Genomic DNA, 21,446 nt, shown 5'->3' with positions numbered 1-21,446 from the left:
GAAATCACTATCTTTGATTATTTTCAGAAACCTATTATGTTAAAAAAAATAGCATTGCCCATTTTTATACTTTGCTGCACAGCCTTAACGGCATTGGCACAAAAAACGGACACTTTATCCATCACTTTGGAAAATGTCAAATACGCCTATCCTGTAAAATATTTTCCGATAACAACAGAAGGACAGGATGTACGCATGGCTTATATGGATATTGCTCCAACCCAGCTGGCCAATGGACGTACTGTAATGCTTTTTCATGGTAAGAACTTTGGAGGATATTACTGGACGGAAGTTATAAAATCGCTGACCAGCAGGGGCTTCAGGGTGGTTGTGCCAGACCAGATCGGTTTTGGTAAATCGTCCAAACCCTTTATACATTACAGTTTCCATCAGATGGCCGCCTGGAACAAGGCATTGCTGGATGCGTTGGGCATTCAGAAGGCAAGTATCCTGGGACATTCCATGGGAGGCATGCTGGCCACTCGTTTTGCGCTGATGTATCCTGAACAAACCGAAAAGCTGCTCCTCGAAAACCCGATAGGATTAGAAGATTATCGTAGGTTTATACCGTATGTGACTACGGAGGAACAATATAAATCGGAGCTGAAAACTACGGCTGAAAGCGTTCGCAAGTATTATCAGAGTTCTTATTTTACCTTGTGGAAACCGGAATATGAAGAACTGGTACGTATAGCCGGTGGTGTTACGTATAGTGCAGATTTTCCACGCTGGGCAAAAGTTGCGGCCATGACGTTTACGATGATCTATGAGCAGCCAGTGGTATATGAGTTTATCAATATAAAGGTACCCACCGTGCTGTTTATTGGTAAAGAAGATAGAACTATAGTAGGCAAAGGGCTGCTTAGTCCGGATCAACAGGCTTTATACGGACAATACAGGTTTTTGGGCAAACAAACTGCAGCTAAAATTCCGGGTGCCAAAATTATTGAATTTGACGGTTGCGGCCATATCCCACATATAGAAATCCCTACTGAGTTTACTGTAGCCCTGCTGGGCAGTTTATAGCTATCTCTTTGCAGGGTCCTGCGAAAAAGTTTCCATCAGCAGGGCATACAGTCCGGGGTGTTTGTCCCTTAACTGTTTAGGCTTTTCAAAGAAATATTCTGATACAACTGCAAAAAATTCAGCTTCATTGGTAAGGGCATAAGGATTGATATCTGACCTGCCCTTTTCTATTTGCTGCATTTCCTGATGGATCATTTTTAACCAGGGCAGGGTATATTCATGCCGCATTAAGTTTTCGGGAACTCCGTCTGTTGCACCATCTGATTTGTCCAGCAGATGCACAAACTCATGTATGGCCGTATTTTCTTTATCTTCTGGATTGGAAAATCCCCGTAACAAAGCCGATTTAGACAAAATCATCTGTCCGTTCATGTAGCCTTCTCCTACCATACCTAAAATATTTCTTTCTCCTCCCTCAAATTGAAAATCCTTATTAAAGGTATCCGGATATAGCAATACACGGCTCAGGTTTTTATATTTCCAGTCTGGAAATCCAAATACCGGTATTACGGCGCTCGAGGCTACCAACAGCCTGTCAACCTGGTCAACATTCACACCAACGCCTCCAGCCTTATATCACTTAAAAAGGTGGCGACCTTATTTTCAAAAATGAACTTTTCGGCTGGCTGTAATTGCCGGTAAAAATGGACATGTGCTAAAAGCAGACTGCGATCGGTTGCACTAAGCGCAGCAGGAGCTTTTCCGGCTTTTGAATTGCCCCTTAAAATAAAATATAAAACGATGATCAGTAAAGGGATCAGGATAAATAATATCGTATCCATGCCTAGGCCTCCAGTATCTCCAGCTGTGTGATGATCTGCTCTTCAGTTATTGGATATGCCTTATCGTTGATCAGTGATTGGTATACTGCCTCAAAGAGGCCCATATAATTGCCGTTATCAGAATCGATATAACTCACATGGGGCTTGCCCTGCTGATCCATGATGGTTAAGCGGCCTTTACTATCCGGACTTTCTATACCAAAAGCAGGGTTGCTTATTTTCATTCCTTTCAGCAGCTGTTCTTCCTGAACATCTGAACGGCCTTTTACATAAGATCCTTTAGCACCATGCAACACGAAGGCTTTCTGCGGATCTGCAACCAGTAAACTGGCAGTCAGAAATACATTAAGGTCGTTCGGATAAGTCAGATGGATCATAAAATAATCATCTACCTGGGTGTTTTTGCGGTGTTTGCCAAGAACCTTATTAAAAGACAGGGGCTTGCCAAACAGGCTAATGGCCTGATCCAGCAAATGGGGACCAAGATCATACATTAGTCCACTCGCAGGATGTGGTTCTTCCTTAAAAGTTTTTGGCCCTATGGCACTTCTGTAACGATCGTAGCGGTAATGAACCTCATTGAGCTGGCCCAGCTGTCCGCTTTCTACCACCTTTTGTATAGCTGTGCAGTCGCTGTCCCACCTCCGGTTATGGTAAACAAATATTTTCCTGCCCAGGGTTCTGGCCAGTTCAAATAGTTCTTTTGCTTCTGCTGAAGTCGCTGTAAAGGGCTTTTCTACAAGTACATGTTTTCCGGCCTGGAGACACTTGCGTGTATAATCTGCATGTGTAAAATTGGGTGTGTTTACAATAACCAGTTCTATTTCCTGATCCGCGATCAGCTCTTCAAAAGTAGCATAGCTTTTTACACCGGGATAATCTGCTGCGGCTTTTTTTTGGTTGCGTTCCAGGACTGCATGAAATTTAAAACCAGGATGCCCATCAATAAATGGTGCATGAAATACTTTACCCGACATACCAAAGGCCAGTAAGCCTGTTACAATTGCTTTTTCCATAGGGATAAAATTAGCAATAAGGATTCAATTGGCATTCATTTATTCGCATAAGCTGTACTGCTAATTGTATCTTTGTGTTATGAAACCATCAGAAACATATGCAAAATGGAAAATTTTGCAACAGAAAATAGCGGAAGAGTTTGACGCTGATGAACCTGATTTAAAGGTCGTCCTGTTTTTGATAGGCGTACAGGAGCTTGGAAAAGGACCTGGCAAATACAGCAAACGTCAGAAAGAAGAGCTGATGCACATTGCTACCTGTCGCTTATTAAGCGAAATGGGATTTTATGAGCTGGAAGGATTGGATCAGGATGGCTGGCCACATTGGAAGCTGGTTAAGCCGGTTCCTTCTTTTGCCATGATGGAGCAGGAACTGCTGCTGAAATCACTGGCCATACATTACTTTGAAGAAATCTATTGATCTATCTCATAAAATCTAAAAAACCCGAAGTACATTGTACAACGGGTTTTCGCTTTTATAGGTAGATGTAAATGTGCTGAATTATTTTCCTTGTTGCTGAGCTTCTTTTTTCAACTGATCGTTCGCAACAATCACCACTTCAACCCTACGGTTAGCAGCCCTTCCGGCTTCAGTTGAATTGTCTTCAATTGGTTCAGAAAAACCTTTCCCGATGGTGATCAAGCGGGATGACGGAACACCCTGTGATACTGCATAGGCTTTAACTGCTGCTGCTCTTCTTTCAGATAAGCCCATGTTATATGCCTCAGTACCTTTATTATCAGTATGTCCAATTACTTTAATATCTGTTCCCGGATACTGATTTAATGACCCGGCTAGAGATTTGATATTTGTTTTAGCTTGTGCTGTTAAATCAGATTTGTCAAAACCAAATAAAATACCACTGTCAAATTTAACAATGATACCTTCACCTTCGCGGATTACTTCTGCATTGGGGATGGCATTTTGTATTTCAGCAGCCTGTTTATCCATTCTTTTACCGATAAACCCACCAGCTGTACCACCAACAGCAGCACCAATAATAGCACCTACTGCAGTGTTGCCAGCTTTTTTACCAATGATTGCGCCAAGTACACCACCGGCAGCGGCACCAATACCTGCTCCTTTTTGTGTTTTTGTTAAACTATCGCAACCTTGAAATGCCATGGCACCAAGGGCTAATGCTATACTAAATGTTGCTATTTTAAATTTTGAAGTCATCATAATTACTATCATTTGTTTAGGATGAAGATAAATCAAACCTAATGCCAAGTTTTTATGTTTCCTGATTTTATTGACGATATCCTCAAATGCTGTATAAAATATCCTTACCAAAGGTGGAGACGGACGAGGGTCATGGTAGTGTGACTATAATTCTATACAATAAATTTATTCGGAGAAGTAGGCTTCCAATGCTTTTAAGGTGTTTTCATCCTTATTGAAATCTTTAATGACCAAACCTTTTTCCAAAAGGATGATCCTGTCACATACATCGGTCACATGATTCAGGTCATGACTGGAAATCAGGGTGCTGATCTGATGTTGTTGTTTGAGTGATTTGATCAAGGTTTTAAGCCTGATCTGAGTGGTTGGGTCCAGATTGGCAAAAGGTTCATCAAGAACCAGCAATTCGGGGTTTTGCATCAGCGCAGCGGCAATGCCCACCTTATTTTGGTTCCCTTTGGAAAAATCCCTGATGTACTTGCCCTTATTCAGGATTTCTCCGTTAAAAAATTCTTCATACCGCTGCAGGTACTCATGTACATGTGCGGCAGTCAGGTTGTGCAGGCTTCCAATGAACACGAAGTATTCCTCAGGTGTCAGGTAATCGATCAAAAAGCCCTCGTCCAGAAAAGAAGCGGTATAGTTTTTCCAGGCATCGCTTTGCATTACGTTTTCCCCTTTGGACAAGACTGATCCGGCAGTCGGACGGATCAGGTCCAATATCATCCTGAACAATGTGGTTTTGCCGGCACCATTGTTCCCTACCAGTCCTATTGTTTCCCCCTGTCCAATCTGCAAATGCGTAATGTTTACAACCGTTGTGCCGTCGTAAACCTTTTTTAAATCCTTTATCTCTAAAATCATAATTATGCTATGCTCTAAATCCTTCGGCTATCTTATACCTTTGCTGTTCAAATTTTCTGGTGATGAAATTAACCCAGTAACCACGCATTAAAATCATCATTAAGCCGAACGCCGAAACCAGGATTAAGCCCAGATAGGGTTTGCCCAGCAGGCCAAAAGGCAAGTAAATTAAAATGGGGGTTAAGGCATAAGGAAACATCAGCAGCCATTGATTGGCACTTATGCCCTGATAATTAAAGGTGGCGCTTTTGTTAATGTCTATCCTTTTATAATTGAAATTGGCCAGGTAAAGTACCATTACAGTTCCGAAGCCTACATTGTACAGATAGGCAGTTAAATGCAGCAATAATAATTTTGGGCTCAGAAAACCATAAAAACTGGCCAGTAATGTAATCAGGGTGCAGGCTATAGTAAAGAGTAAAAATTTAGCCTTTATAAAATCTCTAAAATTGACCTTATTACTTAGTAAGCCATCAAAATGCGCACTTTGCCAGGCAAACATAAACTGTCCGTACATGAGGATAGAAATGCCCGTCATAAATATGGCACCAAACATCATCTGTCCAAAGGCATTTGCTGCAATCACCTCCTGCTTATAAAAGAGAAACCCGTACAGCAGAAAAAGGAAACCCATAAAAAAGGATACACGGGAGCGCTTATGCCGTAAAATCAGTTTCAGTTCTAAAGCAGCAAGTTCTCCTGTCCTGCCAAAACGGTTTAAAAAAGGATAATCTGTACTTACTTTTTTCTCATTGTCACTACCCAGTTCTTCTACATATAAATTGCGGCCCAGGTAGTGGCTGTTCATCTTAAATATCAGGATGGCGGCGATGCTGAAAACCAGGGCGCTAAGGGGTTGGCCGACAATTATCCTGAATACGGCATCAGAGCCATTCATGATAGAGATCACTTTATAGTACTCAAGTACGGCGAAACCTGCAATGATTAACAATCCTGCAATGGTGTAAAATAAGTTAGTGATGGATTTCCGTTTAATATACAGCACAAAATAATTGTTAAACACCGCAATTGAAAGTATGGAAACCAGATACATGAGGGTTACAAAACCCCCATACTGAGCTGATATTTTTGTAAAGCAGAAAGGCAGGAACAAGAGGAAAGGCCATAGGTTGAAGGCCGAAAACAGGGCCTTAATGTTTAAAAAGCCGATAATTTTGTTTTTGGGAATTTTAAGGTGCAGATAGGGGATGACACTGAGTGTTGGCAGTTCCTGTAACTGAAAACGCATGACAAGATCAAAAGCAAAGTAGTATAAAATTATTCCGTTAAAGCTTTTGATGATGTCCTGGTGTGGGAATAGCTGCAGCAGAAAATGAGCCATTCCGAAACCTAAACCTACAGCTACGGCCAGAAAATAAAGGATAAAAAAGATGAGTACAATTTGTGTTGCCAGGCTGCCTTTACGGTTTCTGGAGCGCCAGAAAGCCTTCCACTGGTGATTTAAAAAGGTAGTCAGCATATCAATAATTGTATTTGTTTTTCCAGTTCTTCCGCAGTTGTTCCCTCAGCTTATCTTCTGCAGGATTTTTTCCGGGCTCATATAATTTGGTGCCACTTAGTGGTTCCGGTAAATATTCCTGGGCTTCAAAGTTCCCCTCATAGCTATGGGCGTATTTATAGTCTTTACCATAACCAATGTTTTTCATCAGTTTGGTAGGCGCATTGCGGATGTGCAGGGGTACAGGCAGGTTGCCGGTTTGTTTTACCAGGGCCTGGGCATTATTTATGGCTTCGTAAGCCGCATTGCTCTTCACAGAAGCCGCCATATAGGTTACTGCCTGTGAAAGTATGATCCGGGCTTCCGGATAACCGATCACATTAACTGCCTGGAAACAATTGTTTGCCAATAATAAAGCATTTGGATTGGCATTGCCAATGTCTTCAGATGCAAGTATCAATAGCCTGCGGGCAATAAACAGCGGGTCTTCACCGCCTTCTATCATTCTGGCCAGCCAGTAAACAGCTGCATTGGGGTCGCTTCCCCGTATAGATTTGATAAATGCAGAGATGATGTCGTAATGCTGTTCTCCGGCTTTGTCATACAGGGCCAGGTTTTGCTGTGCATGGGCCAAAACGTTTTCATTGGTCAGCAAAATCTTAGTCCCTCCAATTCCGTTAACGGCAATCTCCAGCACATTGAGCAGCTTTCTGGCATCTCCGCCTGATAAGCGGATCAAGGCCTCATGTTCCTTTATTGTGATTTTCTTTTCCTTAAGGAGTACGTCCTGCTTTATGGCTGTTTGCAGTAATCCCGACAGTTCTTCTTCGTTCAGGGCTTTTAGAATATATACCTGGCACCTGGAAAGCAAGGCCGAGATGACTTCAAAAGAAGGATTTTCTGTAGTAGCACCAATTAAAGTGACCAGGCCTCGTTCTACGGCACCCAGCAGGCTGTCCTGCTGCGACTTACTGAACCTGTGAATCTCATCAATAAAAAGAATGGGCAAACCCATCAGGCTGTCTTTGAGCAGTGCAGCCCGGTCTATCACGTCCCTGATGTCCTTAACCCCCGAATTGATGGCGCTCAGGTTAAAAAAAGGCCGGTCCAATGTTTGAGAAATGATATAGGCAAGGGTTGTTTTGCCTACACCCGGAGGTCCCCAGAATATCATTGAAGGCAATTGCCCGCTTTGTATAGCCTTTCTTAATACGGCATCCGGTCCTACTAAATGTTGTTGCCCTACATATTCGTCCAGGTTTTGTGGGCGCATACGTTCGGCTAAAGGAGGGAGGTTTTGCATAAAAGTAAAGATACTAAAAAAAGTAGCAAAGAAAATCCTTCTTTAATCTGCTTAGGCTCCGCCTTCTTTAGAACTTGCTTTAGGTTTTTTATTCCAGAATTTACGTTTTGGCTTACCCGATCCTGATTTTTGTGCTGCTGGTTTTGGCCTTGCATGGCGTTCAGTGGTTGCCTCTGGTATTGCCACAAGGTGCTCCGGCAAAGGAATCCTGTCAATCTCCTTTTCTATCAGTTTTTCAATACTGACCAGCTTACGCTTGTCCCGGCTATTTACCAGGGTTATAGCAGTTCCTTTTGTTGCAGCCCTGGCGGTACGCCCAATGCGGTGCACATAATCTTCTGCATCATGGGGCACGTCAAAATTCACGACCAGATCTATACCTTCCACATCAATCCCCCTGCTCAATACATCCGTACCAATCAGGATGGGCAATTGCTTGTTTTTAAACTTCAGTAAAATGCTTTCTCTTTCACTTTGTCCGAGGTCAGAATGAAATGCTTCCGCTTTAAGGCCCAGGGTACGGAATACCTTGCCCAGGTTTTTTACTTTTTCTTTGGTGGAGGCAAAAATAATGATGCTCTTATATTCACCTGTTTTTAACACATCAGTTAGCAAGGGTACTTTTTGTTCATCATGAACAAAATAGATCTGTTGTAATATGCCTTCTGCGGGTTTAGACAAAGCAATGTTAATTTGTTCAGGATGCTTCAGCAGTGTTGCTGCCAGTTTTCTGATCTTCGGCGGCATGGTAGCCGAAAACATTACAGTTTGCCTTACCTGAGGCAGGTAGCTTACTATGCGCATAATGTCATCGTAAAAGCCCATGTCCAGCATTCTGTCTGCCTCGTCCAGCACCAGGTGCTGCAACTGGTCCAGCTTTAATACTCCCGATGAAAGATGGGAAATCAAACGCCCGGGAGTGGCGATAATGAGGTCTACACCTTCCCGCATCGACCTTTTTTGCTGTTCATAGGCAATGCCGTCGCCACCACCATAAACCGTTAACGAGCTGATGTTGGTAAAATAAGACAGGGCTTCTACCTGCAGGTCTATCTGTTGGGCAAGCTCCCTTGTCGGGGCCAGTATCAGGGTATTGTTATGCCGGTTTTCCGTTTCCACAATCATATTCATGATCGGCAAAAGGTAGGCACCCGTTTTTCCGGTTCCTGTTTGTGCACAGGCAATTAAATCTTTCTTATTTAAAATAAGCGGAATAGCCTGCTGCTGGATTGGGGTTGCGTTGCGAAACCCCATGGCTAATAACCCTTCCAGTAATTCGGGGTTAAAATTAAAATCTTTGAAATCCAATATACTTCTATGTTGTTAGTATTTACCGTATAAAAGTAATCTTTTTTATTCTATTTATTCTTATCCGCGTAACCAAACACTTTCTGAAGCAAGGAAGATGACCTTGCACCCAGATTATCCCTTATTTTAAGCTCTTCCTGGGCCACCTGTATAAACATACCATCAATTGCTTTTTGGGCAACATATTCCGAAAGGTCTGTATTCACCGGCTTCATCAGGGGTATTTTATTGTATTGGCCGGCGGCCTGGCCCCAATATTTGGTAGCCCCTACATTGGCCAGACTGGTGGTGATCACCGGTTTAAACTTCTCCATCAGCTGAGCCGTGGTTACCCTTTTAAAATAATTGGTTGCGGCATCTTTACTGCCCAGCAATATATTGGTGGCATCGGTAATGGTCATTTGTTTAATGGCCGAAATAAAGATGGGTTTAGCTTCTTTGGCGGCGCTTTCGGCTGCACGGTTTAAGCTTACGATCACATTGTCGGCCAGTTTACCCATGCCTATGCTGCGCAGCGTTTTTTCAACTTTCTGGGCTTCCGGCGGAAAGAGGATCTTTACCGCCATATTGCCCAGAAAGCCGTCTTTTGCCGAAAGGAGGTCGGCCCCCCTTGAGGTACCTATTTCCAGTGCTTCTTTAATGCCCATCCCAATTTCCAGTGCGCTGGGTGTGCCCGTTGCAGCGGTTGTACCACTGCCTTTTCCAGTTACCTGTTTTAAAATATTGCCTATTTTAATCTGGCTTTGTGCTTGCAGGACAGGAAATGTTAACCCTGCCGCTAAAGCCAGGTAAAGAAACTTCTTTTTCATCAGTGTTATTTTTTGGCTGAAGATAGCAATTCTTCTGCCATTAATTTTGCCGACTTAGCCAGTTTTATAAATTCTGAGCGATAACCTTCTTTGTCTTTTCCCTTCGCATTTTCTGCAATGCCGATCAACTGGTCATAAGAAGCTTCCTGTTTAAATTCCGATTGCCTGAGCAGCATCCCGAATTCTGCAACGGCTGCCGCAAACCTGAAATTGTTACTGGTATGGCTAAAAGGGGCCGACTGATCAATCACTGCTTTCGAGATCAGTTTACTTGTATGGCCATCCGGGGTTTTATAACGCAGTTTTACCGTTAGCATTTCAGCACTCCCATTGCCCCTAACCGGGGTTTTATTGAACTGATATTTTAGTTTATCTACAGAATCCAGGAAACTGCTTTTGATACCAGCAGGTATGATTTCATACAAGGCCGTTACGGTATGGCCCGAGCCCATTTCACCGGCATCCTTTTTATCGTCATTAAAATCCCTGTCCTGCAGCAACCTGTTTTCGTAACCTATTAAACGGTAGGCCTGTACTTTGTCCGGATTAAATTCCAGCTGGAGTTTCACATCTTTGGCAATGGTAAATAAGGTGCCCCCAAATTCGTTGATCAGTACTTTTCTGGCTTCACTGATGTTGTCAATATAAGCGTAATTGCCATCGCCCTTATCGGCCAGTGTTTCCATTTTGCTGTCTTTCATATTTCCCATGCCATAGCCCAGCACAGTTAAGAACACACCTGATTTGCGTTTTTCTTCAATCAGGCTTTCCATATCCTTATCACTGGATGCGCCCACATTAAAATCGCCATCTGTAGCCAGGATAATCCTGTTGTTGCCGCCTTTAATAAAACTATCTGTAGCTACCTGGTAGGCCAGCTGAATACCTGCGCCACCGGCAGTTGAGCCTCCGGCACTTAATTTATTTAACGCTTCTTTAATTTTTGTTTTTTCATTACCGGGTGTAGAAGGCAGTACCAGCCCCGAATTTCCGGCATACACCACAATGGCCACTTTATCTTCAGGACGCAGCTGCGTTGTCAGCAGCTTAAATGAAGCGACCAGCAGCGGAAGCTTATTGGGCTGGTTCATTGATCCGGATACATCTATCAGAAAAACCAGATTGGATGCAGGCAGGTTATCTGTCGATATTTTCTTTCCCTGCAAGCCAATCTGTACCAGTTTGTGGTTTGCATTCCAGGGCGCATCTGCAATTTCTGTTACAATATTTACGGGGTCATTTCCTTTGGGCTGCGGATATTCATAGTCGAAATAATTGATCATTTCTTCAATCCTTACCGCATCTTTAGGTGGCATACCCCCATTGTTGATGAAACGGCGTACATTGCTGTAGGAAGCCGCATCCACATCAACAGCAAAAGTAGAAAGTGGGTTTTTGATAGGGTTCCTGAATCCGTTCTCGCTAATGCCGGCATAACTTTCTGTATTTTGTTCAGGCCCCACCCATATTCCTGAAGCCATGCCGCGTATCATCATATTTGCAGGGACAGCGCCAACCATTTCACTTTTTTTCATCGTGCCATAGCCCACTGCTACTACTTCATTCAAACTTTGACCGCTTTGTTCCATTACTACATTCAGGCTGGAAAACTTCCCGATTTTTACCGTAAGTGTTTTATAACCGATATAAGAGAAGCTTAAGCTTTCTGCATCCTCTGCTACAGAAATGGAATACCGCCCATCTTTGTCGGTCCGGGTATAGGTTTTACCTGCGGGCAAACTTACCATTACACCCGGCAGCCCTTTGCCATCGGCTTTATCAGTTACCATTCCGGTAATGGTCTTTACTGCGGCAAAGCTTTCCTGGAAACCCATTACCATCAGCATCAATAGAGGTAGCAATAACTTTTTCATAATCGTTTGTTTTTGGACATGATGTCAGCTTTGCAGAATTTCCATACCTTGTCGAAAAATATTTTTATACTTGGACAGCTTTTGCTGGTTTAATTGTATAGTTTAATGAAATCAATGTTTTAATAAGCCTTGAAGTTTATAAAGAATAACGCCCGGATACAGGAGCAGGACGACGCTGCTTTAATTGCACGCTATAAAAGCGGAAGCGATCTGGAGGCTTTGGGCGCGCTTTATAACAAGTATATGCACCTGGTATTCGGGGTTTGCTTAAATTATCTGAAAGACGAGGAGCAAAGCAAGGATGCTGTGATGCAGATCTTTGAGGAACTGGTGGTAAAGCTGAAAATACATGAGGTGCAGAACTTTAAAAGCTGGCTGCATGTGCTTACCCGGAACCATTGTTTAATGGCTTTAAGGAAACAATCAAAACATACTACCGTTTCAATTGAGGATACTTTTGTGGAAAACACAGATTTTGTGCATCTTGATATGGATGATACAAAAGAGAGGAAGCTTACCGTTATGGAAAAGTGTATGGAAACACTTCCGGAAGAGCAGCGTTTAAGTGTAGACCTGTTTTATCTGCAGGAAAAATGCTATAAGGAAGTGGCCGACATTACTGGTTATGATATGCTTAAAGTAAAAAGTTATATCCAGAATGGGAAAAGAAATCTTAAAATTTGTATAGAAAAGAAGAGCAGTGAATAAGGATTGGTTAGATATAGGGATTTTAGAGGATTACCTTGATGGTAAACTGGATGCTAAAACCATGAACAGGGTGGAGCGTGAAGCGCTTGATGACCCTTTTGTGGCCGAGGCCCTTGCCGGTTTAAGCGAATCGCCCAGGCGCTCCCTGCAATCCATTTCCCTGCTCCAGAAACAATTGCACGAAAGGATTGCCCAGCAGCAGACAGTAAAAAAGACATCAGTGGTTACCTGGCAGCGTTTAAGCATAGCGGCTGCAGCTGCGGTAATGTTTATTGCGGTCAGTATCATGTTCTGGATGAGGGAAGACAACCATCAGAAAGAACTTGCCGGACGCGCTAAAAAAGTGGAGGTGAACATTGCGCCTCTGGACAGTATTAGGGCCACGGCTCCTGCTGTTGCAGCAGCAACACCCGCACCGGCAGCAGTATCGGCTGATAAAATTGAGGAAAAAGAACTGGACAGGGCTATAAAAGCAGCTAAAACGAACAGCTATGCCGTAAGGGCAAAAGCCGAAAAAACGATAGCGCCGGAAGTAACCCCGGCTGCTGCCCCCCATCAGTTAAATGATGTGGTTATCGTTGGCTATGGCACGCAGAAAAAAAGCGATTTGGTTGGTGCAATTTCCAGGGTTTCCCTTGCCCCTGCCAATGTATGGCGTGGAAAGGTGGTTGCACAGGACGATGGTAAGCCACTGCCTGGTGTTTCAGTAAAGCTGGAAGGGACCAACCTTGCAGCAGTAACAGATGTGAACGGAGAATTTAAGATCAGTGCAGATACCTCGGTAAAAGCAGGCATGATCCGTGCAGATTATATAGGTTTTAAGCGGACAGAAGCCTTAGCCACATTGAACCAGCCGCTCAATCTGGCCCTGGTACCGGACAATTCTACGCTGAATGAAACGGTAGTTGTAGGCTATGGCACCAGGAAGAAAAAAGAAGCCATTACCGATACTGCCAGCATCAGCAAAGCCCTTGCAGGTCGGGTTGCAGGTGTCAATGCCTCTAAGGAAATCCGGATCAGAGGGATAAACAGCCTGCCCAAAACAGTGACTATGGTTTCCAACCCTGTTGATGGCTGGGATAAACTGTTTGCCTATATTAAAGCAAACAACAGTTTTGCCCATGCAGAAAAGACCGGACAGCGTGTTGAACTGAGTTTCAGGATTGCTAAAGACGGGAGCCCTACGGACGTGAAGATCGTTAAAGGGGCAGATTCAAAATATGAAGAAGAAGCCATCCGGCTGATCATCAATGGCCCTAAATGGGAAAGGCCAAAGAAATCGAGAAGCAGGATGACTTTCCAGATAGATTTCTAAAAGAAGAGGTGGATGATGCTGAAAACGATAGCCGCCAATGTAGCAGATACAGGGATAGTCAGGATCCATGCCCATAATAAACTTACCGGTACGCCCCATCTTACTGCAGATACCCTTTTTAACAGACCAACACCTACAATAGAGCCGGTTATAGTATGTGTAGTAGATACCGGGATACCAAAATGTTCGGTAATCCCTAAGGTTACTGCACCTGCAGATTCAGCCGCCACACCTTCAAAAGCATTTACCTTGGTAATTTTTGAACCCATGGTTTTCACAATTTTCCAGCCGCCGCTCATGGTGCCCAGTGCAATTGCTGCATAACAGGAAATCGGGATCCATTCTGGCATAGGATCGCCTGTATTCAATACATTAGAGGCAACCATAGATACGTAAATGATCCCCATTACTTTCTGGGCATCATTACCACCATGGGTAAAGCTCAGTGCTGCCGAAGAGATCAGCTGTAAACGTTTAAACCATTTCTCGGCTACAGAAGGCCGGGCATTTTTTGAAATGTGTAAAATAATGATCGAAATGATCACCGAGATGACCATACCGATAACCGGTGCCAGTACAATAAAGGCGACTACCTTTAAGATCGGTGCTAGGTTAATGGCCGACATGATGCCTGCGCCCATTGATGCCGCCTTAGCCATACCTGCTCCTGCAAAACCGCCGATAAGTGTATGTGAAGAACTGGAAGGGATACCAAACCACCAGGTAAAAAGGTTCCAGGTAATGGCCGCCAGAAGTCCGGCCAGTATAACCTCCAGGGTAATAAAGTTCTCTACAACAGTTTTGGCAATGGTATTGGCAACTTTATGGTCCGTAAAATAAAAATATGCAGCAAAGTTGAATACTGCCGCCCATAGTACGGCCTGAAAAGGCGACAATACTTTTGTAGATACAATGGTTGCAATAGAGTTTGCCGCGTCGTGAAAGCCGTTTATATAATCGAAGGCAATGGCCAGAACGATTACAACAACCAATAAGGTAGTTACCATTTTTTTGTATGTTTAAGCGTTCTTTACCAAAATAGATTCCAGCACATTTGCTGCATCTTCACATTTATCTGTAGCCAGTTCTAAAGTCTGCAATACCTCTTTTTGTTTGATCAGCTCAATGGCATTGGTCTCAAACTCAAACAAGCGGGCAATGGCAAGGTTACATACATAATCAGCCTGGTTTTCTCCGCTGTTGATGCGTACGCAGGCATCAGCAATTACACGGATGTTTTTAAAGCTCCTTAGTTCTTTAATGGCTTTTTCAAGGTCAGTGCACATTTCTACCAGCAATTCTGCCAGTTTGATCATGGCATCACCAATGTTGGTTACATTGTACAATTCTATATTGCTGGCCGATGCGTGGATATAATCTGCAATATCATCTACTGCGCTGGCCAGGGCATGGATATCCTCCCTGTCAAAAGGTGTAATGAAATTTTTACTCAATTCAAGGAAAATGGAGTGGGTAATGTCGTCGCCAACATGCTCCAAACGTTCCACTTCTTTAATGTGTTCTTTCCTTTTCTCCATATCAGTTGCACTAAGCGCAAGCAATAATGCCTGGGAAATCTTTAATACATTGCTTCCTGCCTGTTCAAATAAAGGCTGAAATTTCTTGTCTTTCGGGGTAAAGAACTTAAAAATGCTATTCATATTAATATTAAAATATGATGCAAAAGTATAAGAGTAATGTTAAGTTAGTGTTAAGTGTTAAGTTTATTTTAATTTAGCACCTTGTTGTTAACTAATCTTTTCCAGGGTAAAGGCAAAGGTAGTCCCTATCTGCAGGGTACTCCGTACAGATATAATTTGCTCATGGGCCTCAAGAATATGTTTTACAATGGCCAGGCCCAGTCCGGTACCACCTTCCTCCCTTGACCTGTGCGAATCGATCCTGTAAAAACGCTCAAAAAGTCGCGACAGGTGTTTTTCATCTATACCGATACCATCATCAGTTACTTCTATCAGGTACTGATCGTGCAGTTCAAAGATCTTAATGGCAGTTGAGCCATATTCCTTTCCGTATTTTAATGAATTGTGGATCAGGTTGATCAGTACCTGTCTGATTTTTTCACGGTCTGCCCTTACAAAGGCAGGGTGGGTATATTTGTCTTTAAAAGAAAGGGTAATGTTCCTTTTGCGGGCCGTATCTTCCAGCCCGTCCATTACTTCCCGGGCAAGTGGCACAAAGTCGAACTTCTCATAATTGATGGGAATTTCCCCTGTTTCCAGCTTGGAAATCGAATCCAGGTCGGTAATCAGATAACTCAGCCGCTCTACATTCTTTTCTGCCTTATCCAAAAATTTAGCAGCCATCTCAGGGTCTTCCGTCAGGCAGTCCTGCAAAGTTTCGATATAACCCTGTATTGCAAACAGTGGCGTCTTAAATTCATGCGATACATTGGATAAAAACTCACGTCTGAACTGTTCCTGTTTTTTCAGCACTTCAATCTCACGTTTTTTAGCGCCCGCCCATTCTTTTACTTCCTGTTCCACATCATTGATGGGGTCGGAACTTACATACTCGCCCAATGCATCTTTAAGGTCCTTACCCAGTTTCAGGTTATGGATCATCTTATAGATGAGCACTATTTTTGAATAGATATATTTCTCCAGCAGGTAATAAAAAACAATAAAACTGGTGATAAAAGTTACCACAAAGGAAACCAGCATAAAATACCAGCTTTGCTGGAAATAGAAATTAACCAATCCGATAGACAGGCCCACTGCAAAGGCAGCAATTAACACCAAAACACTTAACTTCATCCTATTAATTTTATGGTAAGACAGCTGTCTATGCCAGGACCAATTTACAAGATAAATTCTATATGCTGATCTTTTCTGTGAGATATTTCCAATATCTTTTTGGCACATGTTGCACATGTAGTTTCGTGTTTTTTCTGGCCGTAATATTGGTGCTTTTGAAATAGTCTTTCCAGAGAACCGCATACAATGGTTCTTTTTCAGCTTGTATTTCAGTACATGGTTTTTGCAGTCTTTTTTCTGCTTCTGGTTCCAGGTGAATTTCTTCAACCCTTTCCAGGTTATAAAACAACCCGTAATGACGCTTTAAGTCATAAATGACCCATTGCTGATCTGCATACCTGTGCTTAAAATGGCTCATAATTAAAGGCAGGACATTAAAGTCGGGGTCTATGCCGCAATAAAATATCCCATCCGCAGCATGCCGGAAACGGATAAAAGCCTCCATTCTGTGTTTTTCACGTTCTACCTTTTTCGCGGTTTGCGCTACATGAAGTACATACGCATTGCCATAATTGCCTTCAGCTCCCGGCCCACTGCTAAAAATATAACAGACAAATTCAAACAGGTAGCTGTAAGCCTCCGGCAGTTCAGCAAGAAAAGTGCAGTAAAATCTGCGCATCCATACCTTGTCCAGTTTCTTTTGCAGCCCTTTCCATACCCTGTCGGCCTTTTTACTGTCGTTATGTACAGCAAGTACTTTGCTGAAAGCATCTGGCTGATGGTAATGTTCCAGTTTAAGCAAAACTTTTCCGGGCTTTCTTTCAAACCACTCATAAACTGCACAAAGCAGGCCTTCCAGGCTCCCATCTATCAGGTATATCATGGTTTAAAACAGGATCAGTTGCTGAACATCGTACTTTAAATATTTGCTCTGGCTTTCTGCCAGGATAAATGATTTGATCTGGGTTCCCTGGTAATCTTTGAGCTGATAAGGTGTGTCTGCACAGGTGATGAAATGTTTTGCCCTGTTGTAAGCTACGCCTATTTTTTTGAGCTGGTCAATCCTTAGTTTCCCGAATTTGCGCGCCTGCACAATTTTTTTTGCAGAGCTTAGCCCTATTCCGGGGATGCGCAGGATCATTTTATAGGCGGCCACATTAATGTCTACCGGAAAATATTGCAGATTCCTTAATGCCCAGCTTAACTTTGGGTCAATGTCAATATCCAGGTGAGGGTTCGCTTCGTTGAGCAATTCATTCACATGAAATCCATAGAATCGCATCAGCCAGTCGGTTTGGTACAACCTGTTTTCACGGATCAGCGGTGGCTGGGAGCCAAGCACAGGCAGCCTGTTGTCGTTGCTGATGGGGATATAGCCGGAGTAATAAACACGTTTCAGCGAAAAATCCTTGTAAAATGCGGCTGCAGTATGCATAATGTCCTTATCCGTTTCCGGAGTCGCCCCTATGACCATTTGCGTACTCTGCCCTGCGGGAACAAATGTTGGCGTACTTTTGATGAGTTTCTTTTCGTCTTTTAACTGGATGAGCTGGCGCTGGACAACAGCAAGTGGTTTTTTTACCTCTTCATGATTTTTTTCGGGAGCCAGCAGTTTCAGTCCGCTTTCTGTTGGCATTTCCAGGTTAATGCTCATCCGGTCGGCATATAGGCCCGCTTCCCTGATCAGTTCTTCACTGGCACCAGGAATTGTTTTCAGGTGTATGTAACCATTAAAGCGTTCCTCCAGACGAAGTTTTTTTACCACCCTGAGCAAACGCTCCATAGTGAAGTCTGCATTTTTAAAGATGCCTGAACTTAAAAAAAGACCTTCTATAAAATTGCGCCTGTAAAAGTTGATGGTCAATGATACTACCTCTTCTACCGTAAATGCTGCCCGTTCAATGTCATTGCTTTTGCGCGAAACGCAAAATGCACAATCGAAAATGCAGTGATTGGTCAGCAGGATCTTCAAGAGAGAAACACAGCGCCCATCCTCTGTATAGGTATGGCAAATGCCGGAGGCATGGCTGTCTCCTAAGCCCTTATTGTCGTTTTTCCTGGTCCCACCGCTTGAAGAACATGAAACATCATATTTGGCCGCGTCGGCAAGTATGTTCAGCTTTTCCCTGATCCGTTCAGACATAATACTAAGATTTGCTAACAAATATAGTGATTATGCTAATTATATTAGTTTTTATTTAAACTTCCAAATAAAACTGATCCAGGTAGGCCAGCATAAAATCATGGCGCTGCCGGGCCATTTTTTTACCTTCCCCTGTTTTCATGAGGTCTTTTAACAGCAGCAGTTTTTCGTAAAAATGGTTGATGGTAGGGGCAGTTGTATTTTTATACTCCTCCTTGCTCATGTTTAGCTTAGGCTTAATTTCAGGGTCATATAAAACCCTGTTCTTATAGCCGCCATAGGTAAAAGCACGGGCAATGCCTATGGCGCCAATGGCGTCCAGGCGGTCGGCATCCTGTACCACATCCAGTTCTTTCGACTGGAAGGTAACCAGGCCAAGGCTGGTCTTGTAGCTCAGGTTCCTGATGATCTGTTGTACATGCTCAATAATTGCGGGTTCCAGGCCAATGCTCTTCATAAAGTCGCCAGCTATCCTTGGGCCAATTTCTTCATCACCATTGTTAAACTTTGCATCTGCAATATCATGCAGCAGGGCAGCAAGGGCAACTACCAGTGCATCTGCTTTTTCGATGGCATTGATGTGTATTGCATTTTTATATACCCGCTCAATGTGAAACCAGTCGTGCCCGGCTTCAGCATTGGCCAATGTTTTTTTAACAAATGTTATGGTCTGGTCAATCGTTGTATCCATTGGTATTTTGTATTAAGCTTTAACCGGGCGTTCCTCTTCCGGTCTGCGGCTACCGTCATACAGTTCATACTCCAGCATGCGGCAATCCAGCTTTCCATTATAAAACTCTACTTTACGGTCGGCCTTTAAGCCTATCTTTTTAGCCAGATCAGGGTTGCCGGTAAAAATATAGCCAGAATACCCCTTGCAATGCTGCTTCATAAAATCGCCCATGCGTTTATAGGTAGCTTCCAGCTTGGAATGCACGCCTAAACGTTCACCGTATTCGGGGTTAAATACGACTACGCCTTTTCCACCTTCGGGTACCGGTGTTTCGGCAAAATCGCAGACTTCAAAAGTGATCAGTGTATCTACACCAGCTGTTTTGGCATTTTTACGGCTGATGTCGACTGCATCATCCGATAAATCTGTAGCAATGATCTGCAGGTCCGTATTTTTAATTACCTGGTCCTTTAAAATTCTCCGCTCTGCAAAAAATACCTGTTCATCATAGCCTATAATGTGCATAAAGCCATAGTTCATGCGGAACAGGCCGGGCCGGCGGTTGGTCGCAATTAAAGCGGCCTCAATGGCAAGGGTTCCGGAACCGCACATTGGATTTACGAAAGGTGATTTCTGGTCCCACCTGGTACTCAGCACTACGGCTGCGGCAAGCGCTTCCAGCATGGGGGCCTTACCAGGGATTTTTCGGTAGCCATGTTTGGCTAAGGTCTCGCCCGAGGTATCCAGAAATATATCGGCCTCACTGTCTTTCCAGTACAAATGGACCACTGTTTTATTGGCATCAGAGCCCGAATTGGGGCGGATGCCTTTTTTTTCTTTAATGCGGTCAACAATCGCATCCTTCACTTTTAAGTTTGCAAAAAGCGGGGTAGTGATGGTGGGGTTATCCACATTGGAGGTTACTGAAAAATAACCCGAAAAATCAATCAGTTCTTCCCATGGCATATCCAGCAGCTCACGGTACAGCTCTTCCGGGTTATTGGCTTTAAAGCTGTTTAAGCTATACAAAATCTGGCTGGCACACCTCAGGTTTAAATTGAGCTTAATGCATTCGGTAAGGGTAATGTTCAATTCCAGGCCAGTCGGAAAATCCCTGACAATGGTATAGCCAAGGGCCTTAACCTCATCCAGAAGATAAGGCGAGAGCCTTTTGTTACAGGTAATGATAACCTTGCTTTTTGTGTGGAAAACTTGCATAATTTATTCTGCGAAGTTATCAATAAAAATATAGAGATTTGAACTTCGTAGTAGAATAAAAGAGTATTTGTTATGGAAATAAAAGGAAAAGTGCATGAAATTGGTGCATTACAGCAGGTGAGTGAAACTTTTAAAAAAAGAGACCTGATTATAGAGTATGCAGAAAACCCAACTTATCCTGAATACATCAGGTTTGAGGCTTTACAAGATAAAACCGCTTTATTTGACAGCTTAAAACAAGGCGATGATGTTGAGGTTTCATTCAATTTACGCGGACGTCCATGGACGGATAAAACCGGCAAAACTTCTTACTTTAACAGTTTGGTAGTATGGCGTATCAACGCACTTACAAACAGTGCAGCGGCAGCAACTACTCCAGCATATGCACCTCCGGCCGATCTGAACAGCGCACCAGGCGAGGAAGATGATCTTCCTTTTTAAGAGCTTTTTTAAATAAACAAATTGAACAATTTGCCGGAAATACCTTCCGGCATTTTTTTTGGCTTTATTTTTAAAAATAGTATTATTACACCTATAACAGCCTGTATCCATAATGGCATAAACAGAAAAATCATGGATAATAAACTAACAGAAAATAGCATCCTGGAACAGGAAAACAAGCTTCATAGTGCAATCAAAAATGGCAATATCACCGCGCTTGATCAGTTGCTGCATGATGACCTTTTGTTCATTCTCCCAAGCGGGGAAACAATAACCAAGGAGATGGATCTGAATACTTATCGCAATGGAGCATTAAAGGTTGACGAGCTTCTACCTGATATTGAAAAGCTAAACATTATCGATGATATGGCGGTGATCACATTGAGCATTAAATTGAGTGGAAAGTTTAATGATGTACCGTTTGAAGCTAGCTATCGTTATATCAGGGTTTGGAAAAAATTTGGTGATGGGATTAAAGTAATAGGCGGAAGTGGAATTGCTATAAGATAATATGTTGTCCATTCCTAAAAAAGCTATACACAAAAACTAGTGTATGGAAACAACAGAAAAAGAGTTTATTTTCTCAGAACGTGGCAAAGGTCAGCCTTAT

At 43.0% G+C, this 21,446-nt stretch carries 23 protein-coding genes; 6 read left to right on the top strand and 17 right to left on the bottom strand.

The genetic code is table 11. The annotated features are described in order from the left end of the window. Nucleotides 1–36 precede the first annotated feature (36 nt). Nucleotides 37–1,026, top strand: coding sequence for an alpha/beta fold hydrolase (locus HDC92_RS03115; protein WP_012780356.1), 990 nt, complete (start codon nucleotides 37–39; stop codon nucleotides 1,024–1,026). Here HDC92_RS03115 and HDC92_RS03110 read toward each other — a convergent pair whose 3' ends face one another. From HDC92_RS03110 to HDC92_RS03105, 3 genes are read right to left on the bottom strand one after another with little or no spacing between them, the layout of a single operon-like run. Then, the gene (locus tag HDC92_RS03110; RefSeq protein WP_317618080.1) at nucleotides 1,027–1,581 is read right to left on the bottom strand and encodes a zinc-dependent peptidase; all 555 of its coding nucleotides are present in this window, start codon (nucleotides 1,579–1,581) and stop codon (nucleotides 1,027–1,029) included. Next, on the bottom strand, nucleotides 1,578–1,808 hold the full coding sequence (locus tag HDC92_RS25105; protein ID WP_255484418.1) for a hypothetical protein: 231 nt from the start codon (nucleotides 1,806–1,808) through the stop codon (nucleotides 1,578–1,580). The genes HDC92_RS03110 and HDC92_RS25105 overlap by 4 nt, the downstream gene beginning before the upstream one ends. Nucleotides 1,809–1,810: 2 nt before the next feature. Next, nucleotides 1,811–2,824 (bottom strand): Gfo/Idh/MocA family oxidoreductase, encoded by a 1,014-nt coding sequence (locus tag HDC92_RS03105; RefSeq protein WP_183872276.1) that lies wholly within the window; start codon nucleotides 2,822–2,824, stop codon nucleotides 1,811–1,813. A 79-nt stretch (nucleotides 2,825–2,903) separates the two neighbouring features. Here HDC92_RS03105 and HDC92_RS03100 point away from each other — a divergent pair, with 79 nt between their 5' ends. Continuing rightward, nucleotides 2,904–3,245, top strand: a complete 342-nt coding sequence (locus HDC92_RS03100) for a hypothetical protein (protein ID WP_012780359.1) — start codon at nucleotides 2,904–2,906, stop codon at nucleotides 3,243–3,245. 81 nt (nucleotides 3,246–3,326) lie between these two features. Here the strand turns inward: HDC92_RS03100 and HDC92_RS03095 are convergent, their stop codons facing one another. The 7 genes from HDC92_RS03095 to HDC92_RS03065 form a co-directional block, all read right to left on the bottom strand. Next, nucleotides 3,327–4,007, bottom strand: coding sequence for an OmpA family protein (locus HDC92_RS03095; RefSeq protein ID WP_081436868.1), 681 nt, complete (start codon nucleotides 4,005–4,007; stop codon nucleotides 3,327–3,329). 165 nt (nucleotides 4,008–4,172) lie between these two features. Next, complete coding sequence (locus tag HDC92_RS03090; protein ID WP_183872274.1) at nucleotides 4,173–4,871, bottom strand: ABC transporter ATP-binding protein; 699 nt, start codon at nucleotides 4,869–4,871, stop codon at nucleotides 4,173–4,175. Between the two features lie 7 nt (nucleotides 4,872–4,878). Continuing rightward, nucleotides 4,879–6,351, bottom strand: coding sequence for a DUF5687 family protein (locus HDC92_RS03085; RefSeq protein WP_183872272.1), 1,473 nt, complete (start codon nucleotides 6,349–6,351; stop codon nucleotides 4,879–4,881). 1 nt (nucleotide 6,352) lies between these two features. Beyond that, complete coding sequence (locus HDC92_RS03080) at nucleotides 6,353–7,633, bottom strand: replication-associated recombination protein A (protein WP_183872270.1); 1,281 nt, start codon at nucleotides 7,631–7,633, stop codon at nucleotides 6,353–6,355. A 51-nt stretch (nucleotides 7,634–7,684) separates the two neighbouring features. After that, nucleotides 7,685–8,941 carry a DEAD/DEAH box helicase gene (locus tag HDC92_RS03075; protein WP_183872268.1) on the bottom strand — a complete coding sequence of 419 codons (1,257 nt, stop codon included), beginning with the start codon at nucleotides 8,939–8,941 and terminating at the stop codon, nucleotides 7,685–7,687. A 50-nt stretch (nucleotides 8,942–8,991) separates the two neighbouring features. Continuing rightward, nucleotides 8,992–9,750, bottom strand: coding sequence for a DUF4197 domain-containing protein (locus HDC92_RS03070; protein ID WP_183872266.1), 759 nt, complete (start codon nucleotides 9,748–9,750; stop codon nucleotides 8,992–8,994). 5 nt (nucleotides 9,751–9,755) lie between these two features. Continuing rightward, on the bottom strand, nucleotides 9,756–11,624 hold the full coding sequence (locus HDC92_RS03065; RefSeq protein ID WP_255484417.1) for a vWA domain-containing protein: 1,869 nt from the start codon (nucleotides 11,622–11,624) through the stop codon (nucleotides 9,756–9,758). A 129-nt stretch (nucleotides 11,625–11,753) separates the two neighbouring features. Here HDC92_RS03065 and HDC92_RS03060 point away from each other — a divergent pair, with 129 nt between their 5' ends. Together HDC92_RS03060 and HDC92_RS03055 are read left to right on the top strand one after the other, a co-directional pair. After that, nucleotides 11,754–12,332, top strand: a complete 579-nt coding sequence (locus tag HDC92_RS03060) for an RNA polymerase sigma factor (protein ID WP_012780367.1) — start codon at nucleotides 11,754–11,756, stop codon at nucleotides 12,330–12,332. Beyond that, a complete protein-coding gene (locus HDC92_RS03055; protein WP_183872264.1) occupies nucleotides 12,325–13,647 on the top strand; it encodes an energy transducer TonB in 1,323 nt (440 codons plus the stop codon). The genes HDC92_RS03060 and HDC92_RS03055 overlap by 8 nt, the downstream gene beginning before the upstream one ends. Here the strand turns inward: HDC92_RS03055 and HDC92_RS03050 are convergent. The 7 genes from HDC92_RS03050 to HDC92_RS03020 all read right to left on the bottom strand — a co-directional run bounded on the left by HDC92_RS03050 (nucleotide 13,644) and on the right by HDC92_RS03020 (nucleotide 20,395). Continuing rightward, a complete protein-coding gene (locus HDC92_RS03050; protein ID WP_183872262.1) occupies nucleotides 13,644–14,654 on the bottom strand; it encodes an inorganic phosphate transporter in 1,011 nt (336 codons plus the stop codon). The two genes, HDC92_RS03055 and HDC92_RS03050, sit on opposite strands and share 4 nt — an antisense overlap. Before the next feature lie 12 nt (nucleotides 14,655–14,666). Continuing rightward, complete coding sequence (locus HDC92_RS03045) at nucleotides 14,667–15,308, bottom strand: DUF47 domain-containing protein (protein WP_012780370.1); 642 nt, start codon at nucleotides 15,306–15,308, stop codon at nucleotides 14,667–14,669. Nucleotides 15,309–15,395: 87 nt separating this feature from the next. Then, nucleotides 15,396–16,421, bottom strand: coding sequence for a sensor histidine kinase (locus HDC92_RS03040; protein WP_183872260.1), 1,026 nt, complete (start codon nucleotides 16,419–16,421; stop codon nucleotides 15,396–15,398). Between the two features lie 58 nt (nucleotides 16,422–16,479). Next, nucleotides 16,480–17,244 carry a TIGR03915 family putative DNA repair protein gene (locus tag HDC92_RS03035; protein WP_183872258.1) on the bottom strand — a complete coding sequence of 255 codons (765 nt, stop codon included), beginning with the start codon at nucleotides 17,242–17,244 and terminating at the stop codon, nucleotides 16,480–16,482. Between the two features lie 3 nt (nucleotides 17,245–17,247). After that, nucleotides 17,248–18,504, bottom strand: coding sequence for a putative DNA modification/repair radical SAM protein (locus tag HDC92_RS03030; protein ID WP_183872256.1), 1,257 nt, complete (start codon nucleotides 18,502–18,504; stop codon nucleotides 17,248–17,250). A 55-nt stretch (nucleotides 18,505–18,559) separates the two neighbouring features. Continuing rightward, nucleotides 18,560–19,195 (bottom strand): HD domain-containing protein, encoded by a 636-nt coding sequence (locus HDC92_RS03025; RefSeq protein WP_012780374.1) that lies wholly within the window; start codon nucleotides 19,193–19,195, stop codon nucleotides 18,560–18,562. A gap of 12 nt (nucleotides 19,196–19,207) precedes the next feature. Beyond that, complete coding sequence (locus tag HDC92_RS03020; protein WP_012780375.1) at nucleotides 19,208–20,395, bottom strand: class I SAM-dependent RNA methyltransferase; 1,188 nt, start codon at nucleotides 20,393–20,395, stop codon at nucleotides 19,208–19,210. 72 nt (nucleotides 20,396–20,467) lie between these two features. On the opposite strand from HDC92_RS03020, the gene HDC92_RS03015 reads away from it, so the two are divergent. Both HDC92_RS03015 and HDC92_RS03010 read left to right on the top strand, forming a co-directional pair. Then, a complete protein-coding gene (locus HDC92_RS03015; protein ID WP_012780376.1) occupies nucleotides 20,468–20,836 on the top strand; it encodes a DUF3127 domain-containing protein in 369 nt (122 codons plus the stop codon). 132 nt (nucleotides 20,837–20,968) lie between these two features. Beyond that, nucleotides 20,969–21,346 (top strand): nuclear transport factor 2 family protein, encoded by a 378-nt coding sequence (locus HDC92_RS03010; protein WP_012780377.1) that lies wholly within the window; start codon nucleotides 20,969–20,971, stop codon nucleotides 21,344–21,346. The last annotated feature ends 100 nt before the right edge of the window (nucleotides 21,347–21,446 follow it).

This window comes from Pedobacter sp. AK017 (assembly GCF_014200825.1).
Classification (GTDB): Bacteria; Bacteroidota; Bacteroidia; order Sphingobacteriales; family Sphingobacteriaceae; genus Pedobacter; species Pedobacter heparinus.
This window is presented reverse-complemented; position numbering and strand designations above follow the sequence as displayed.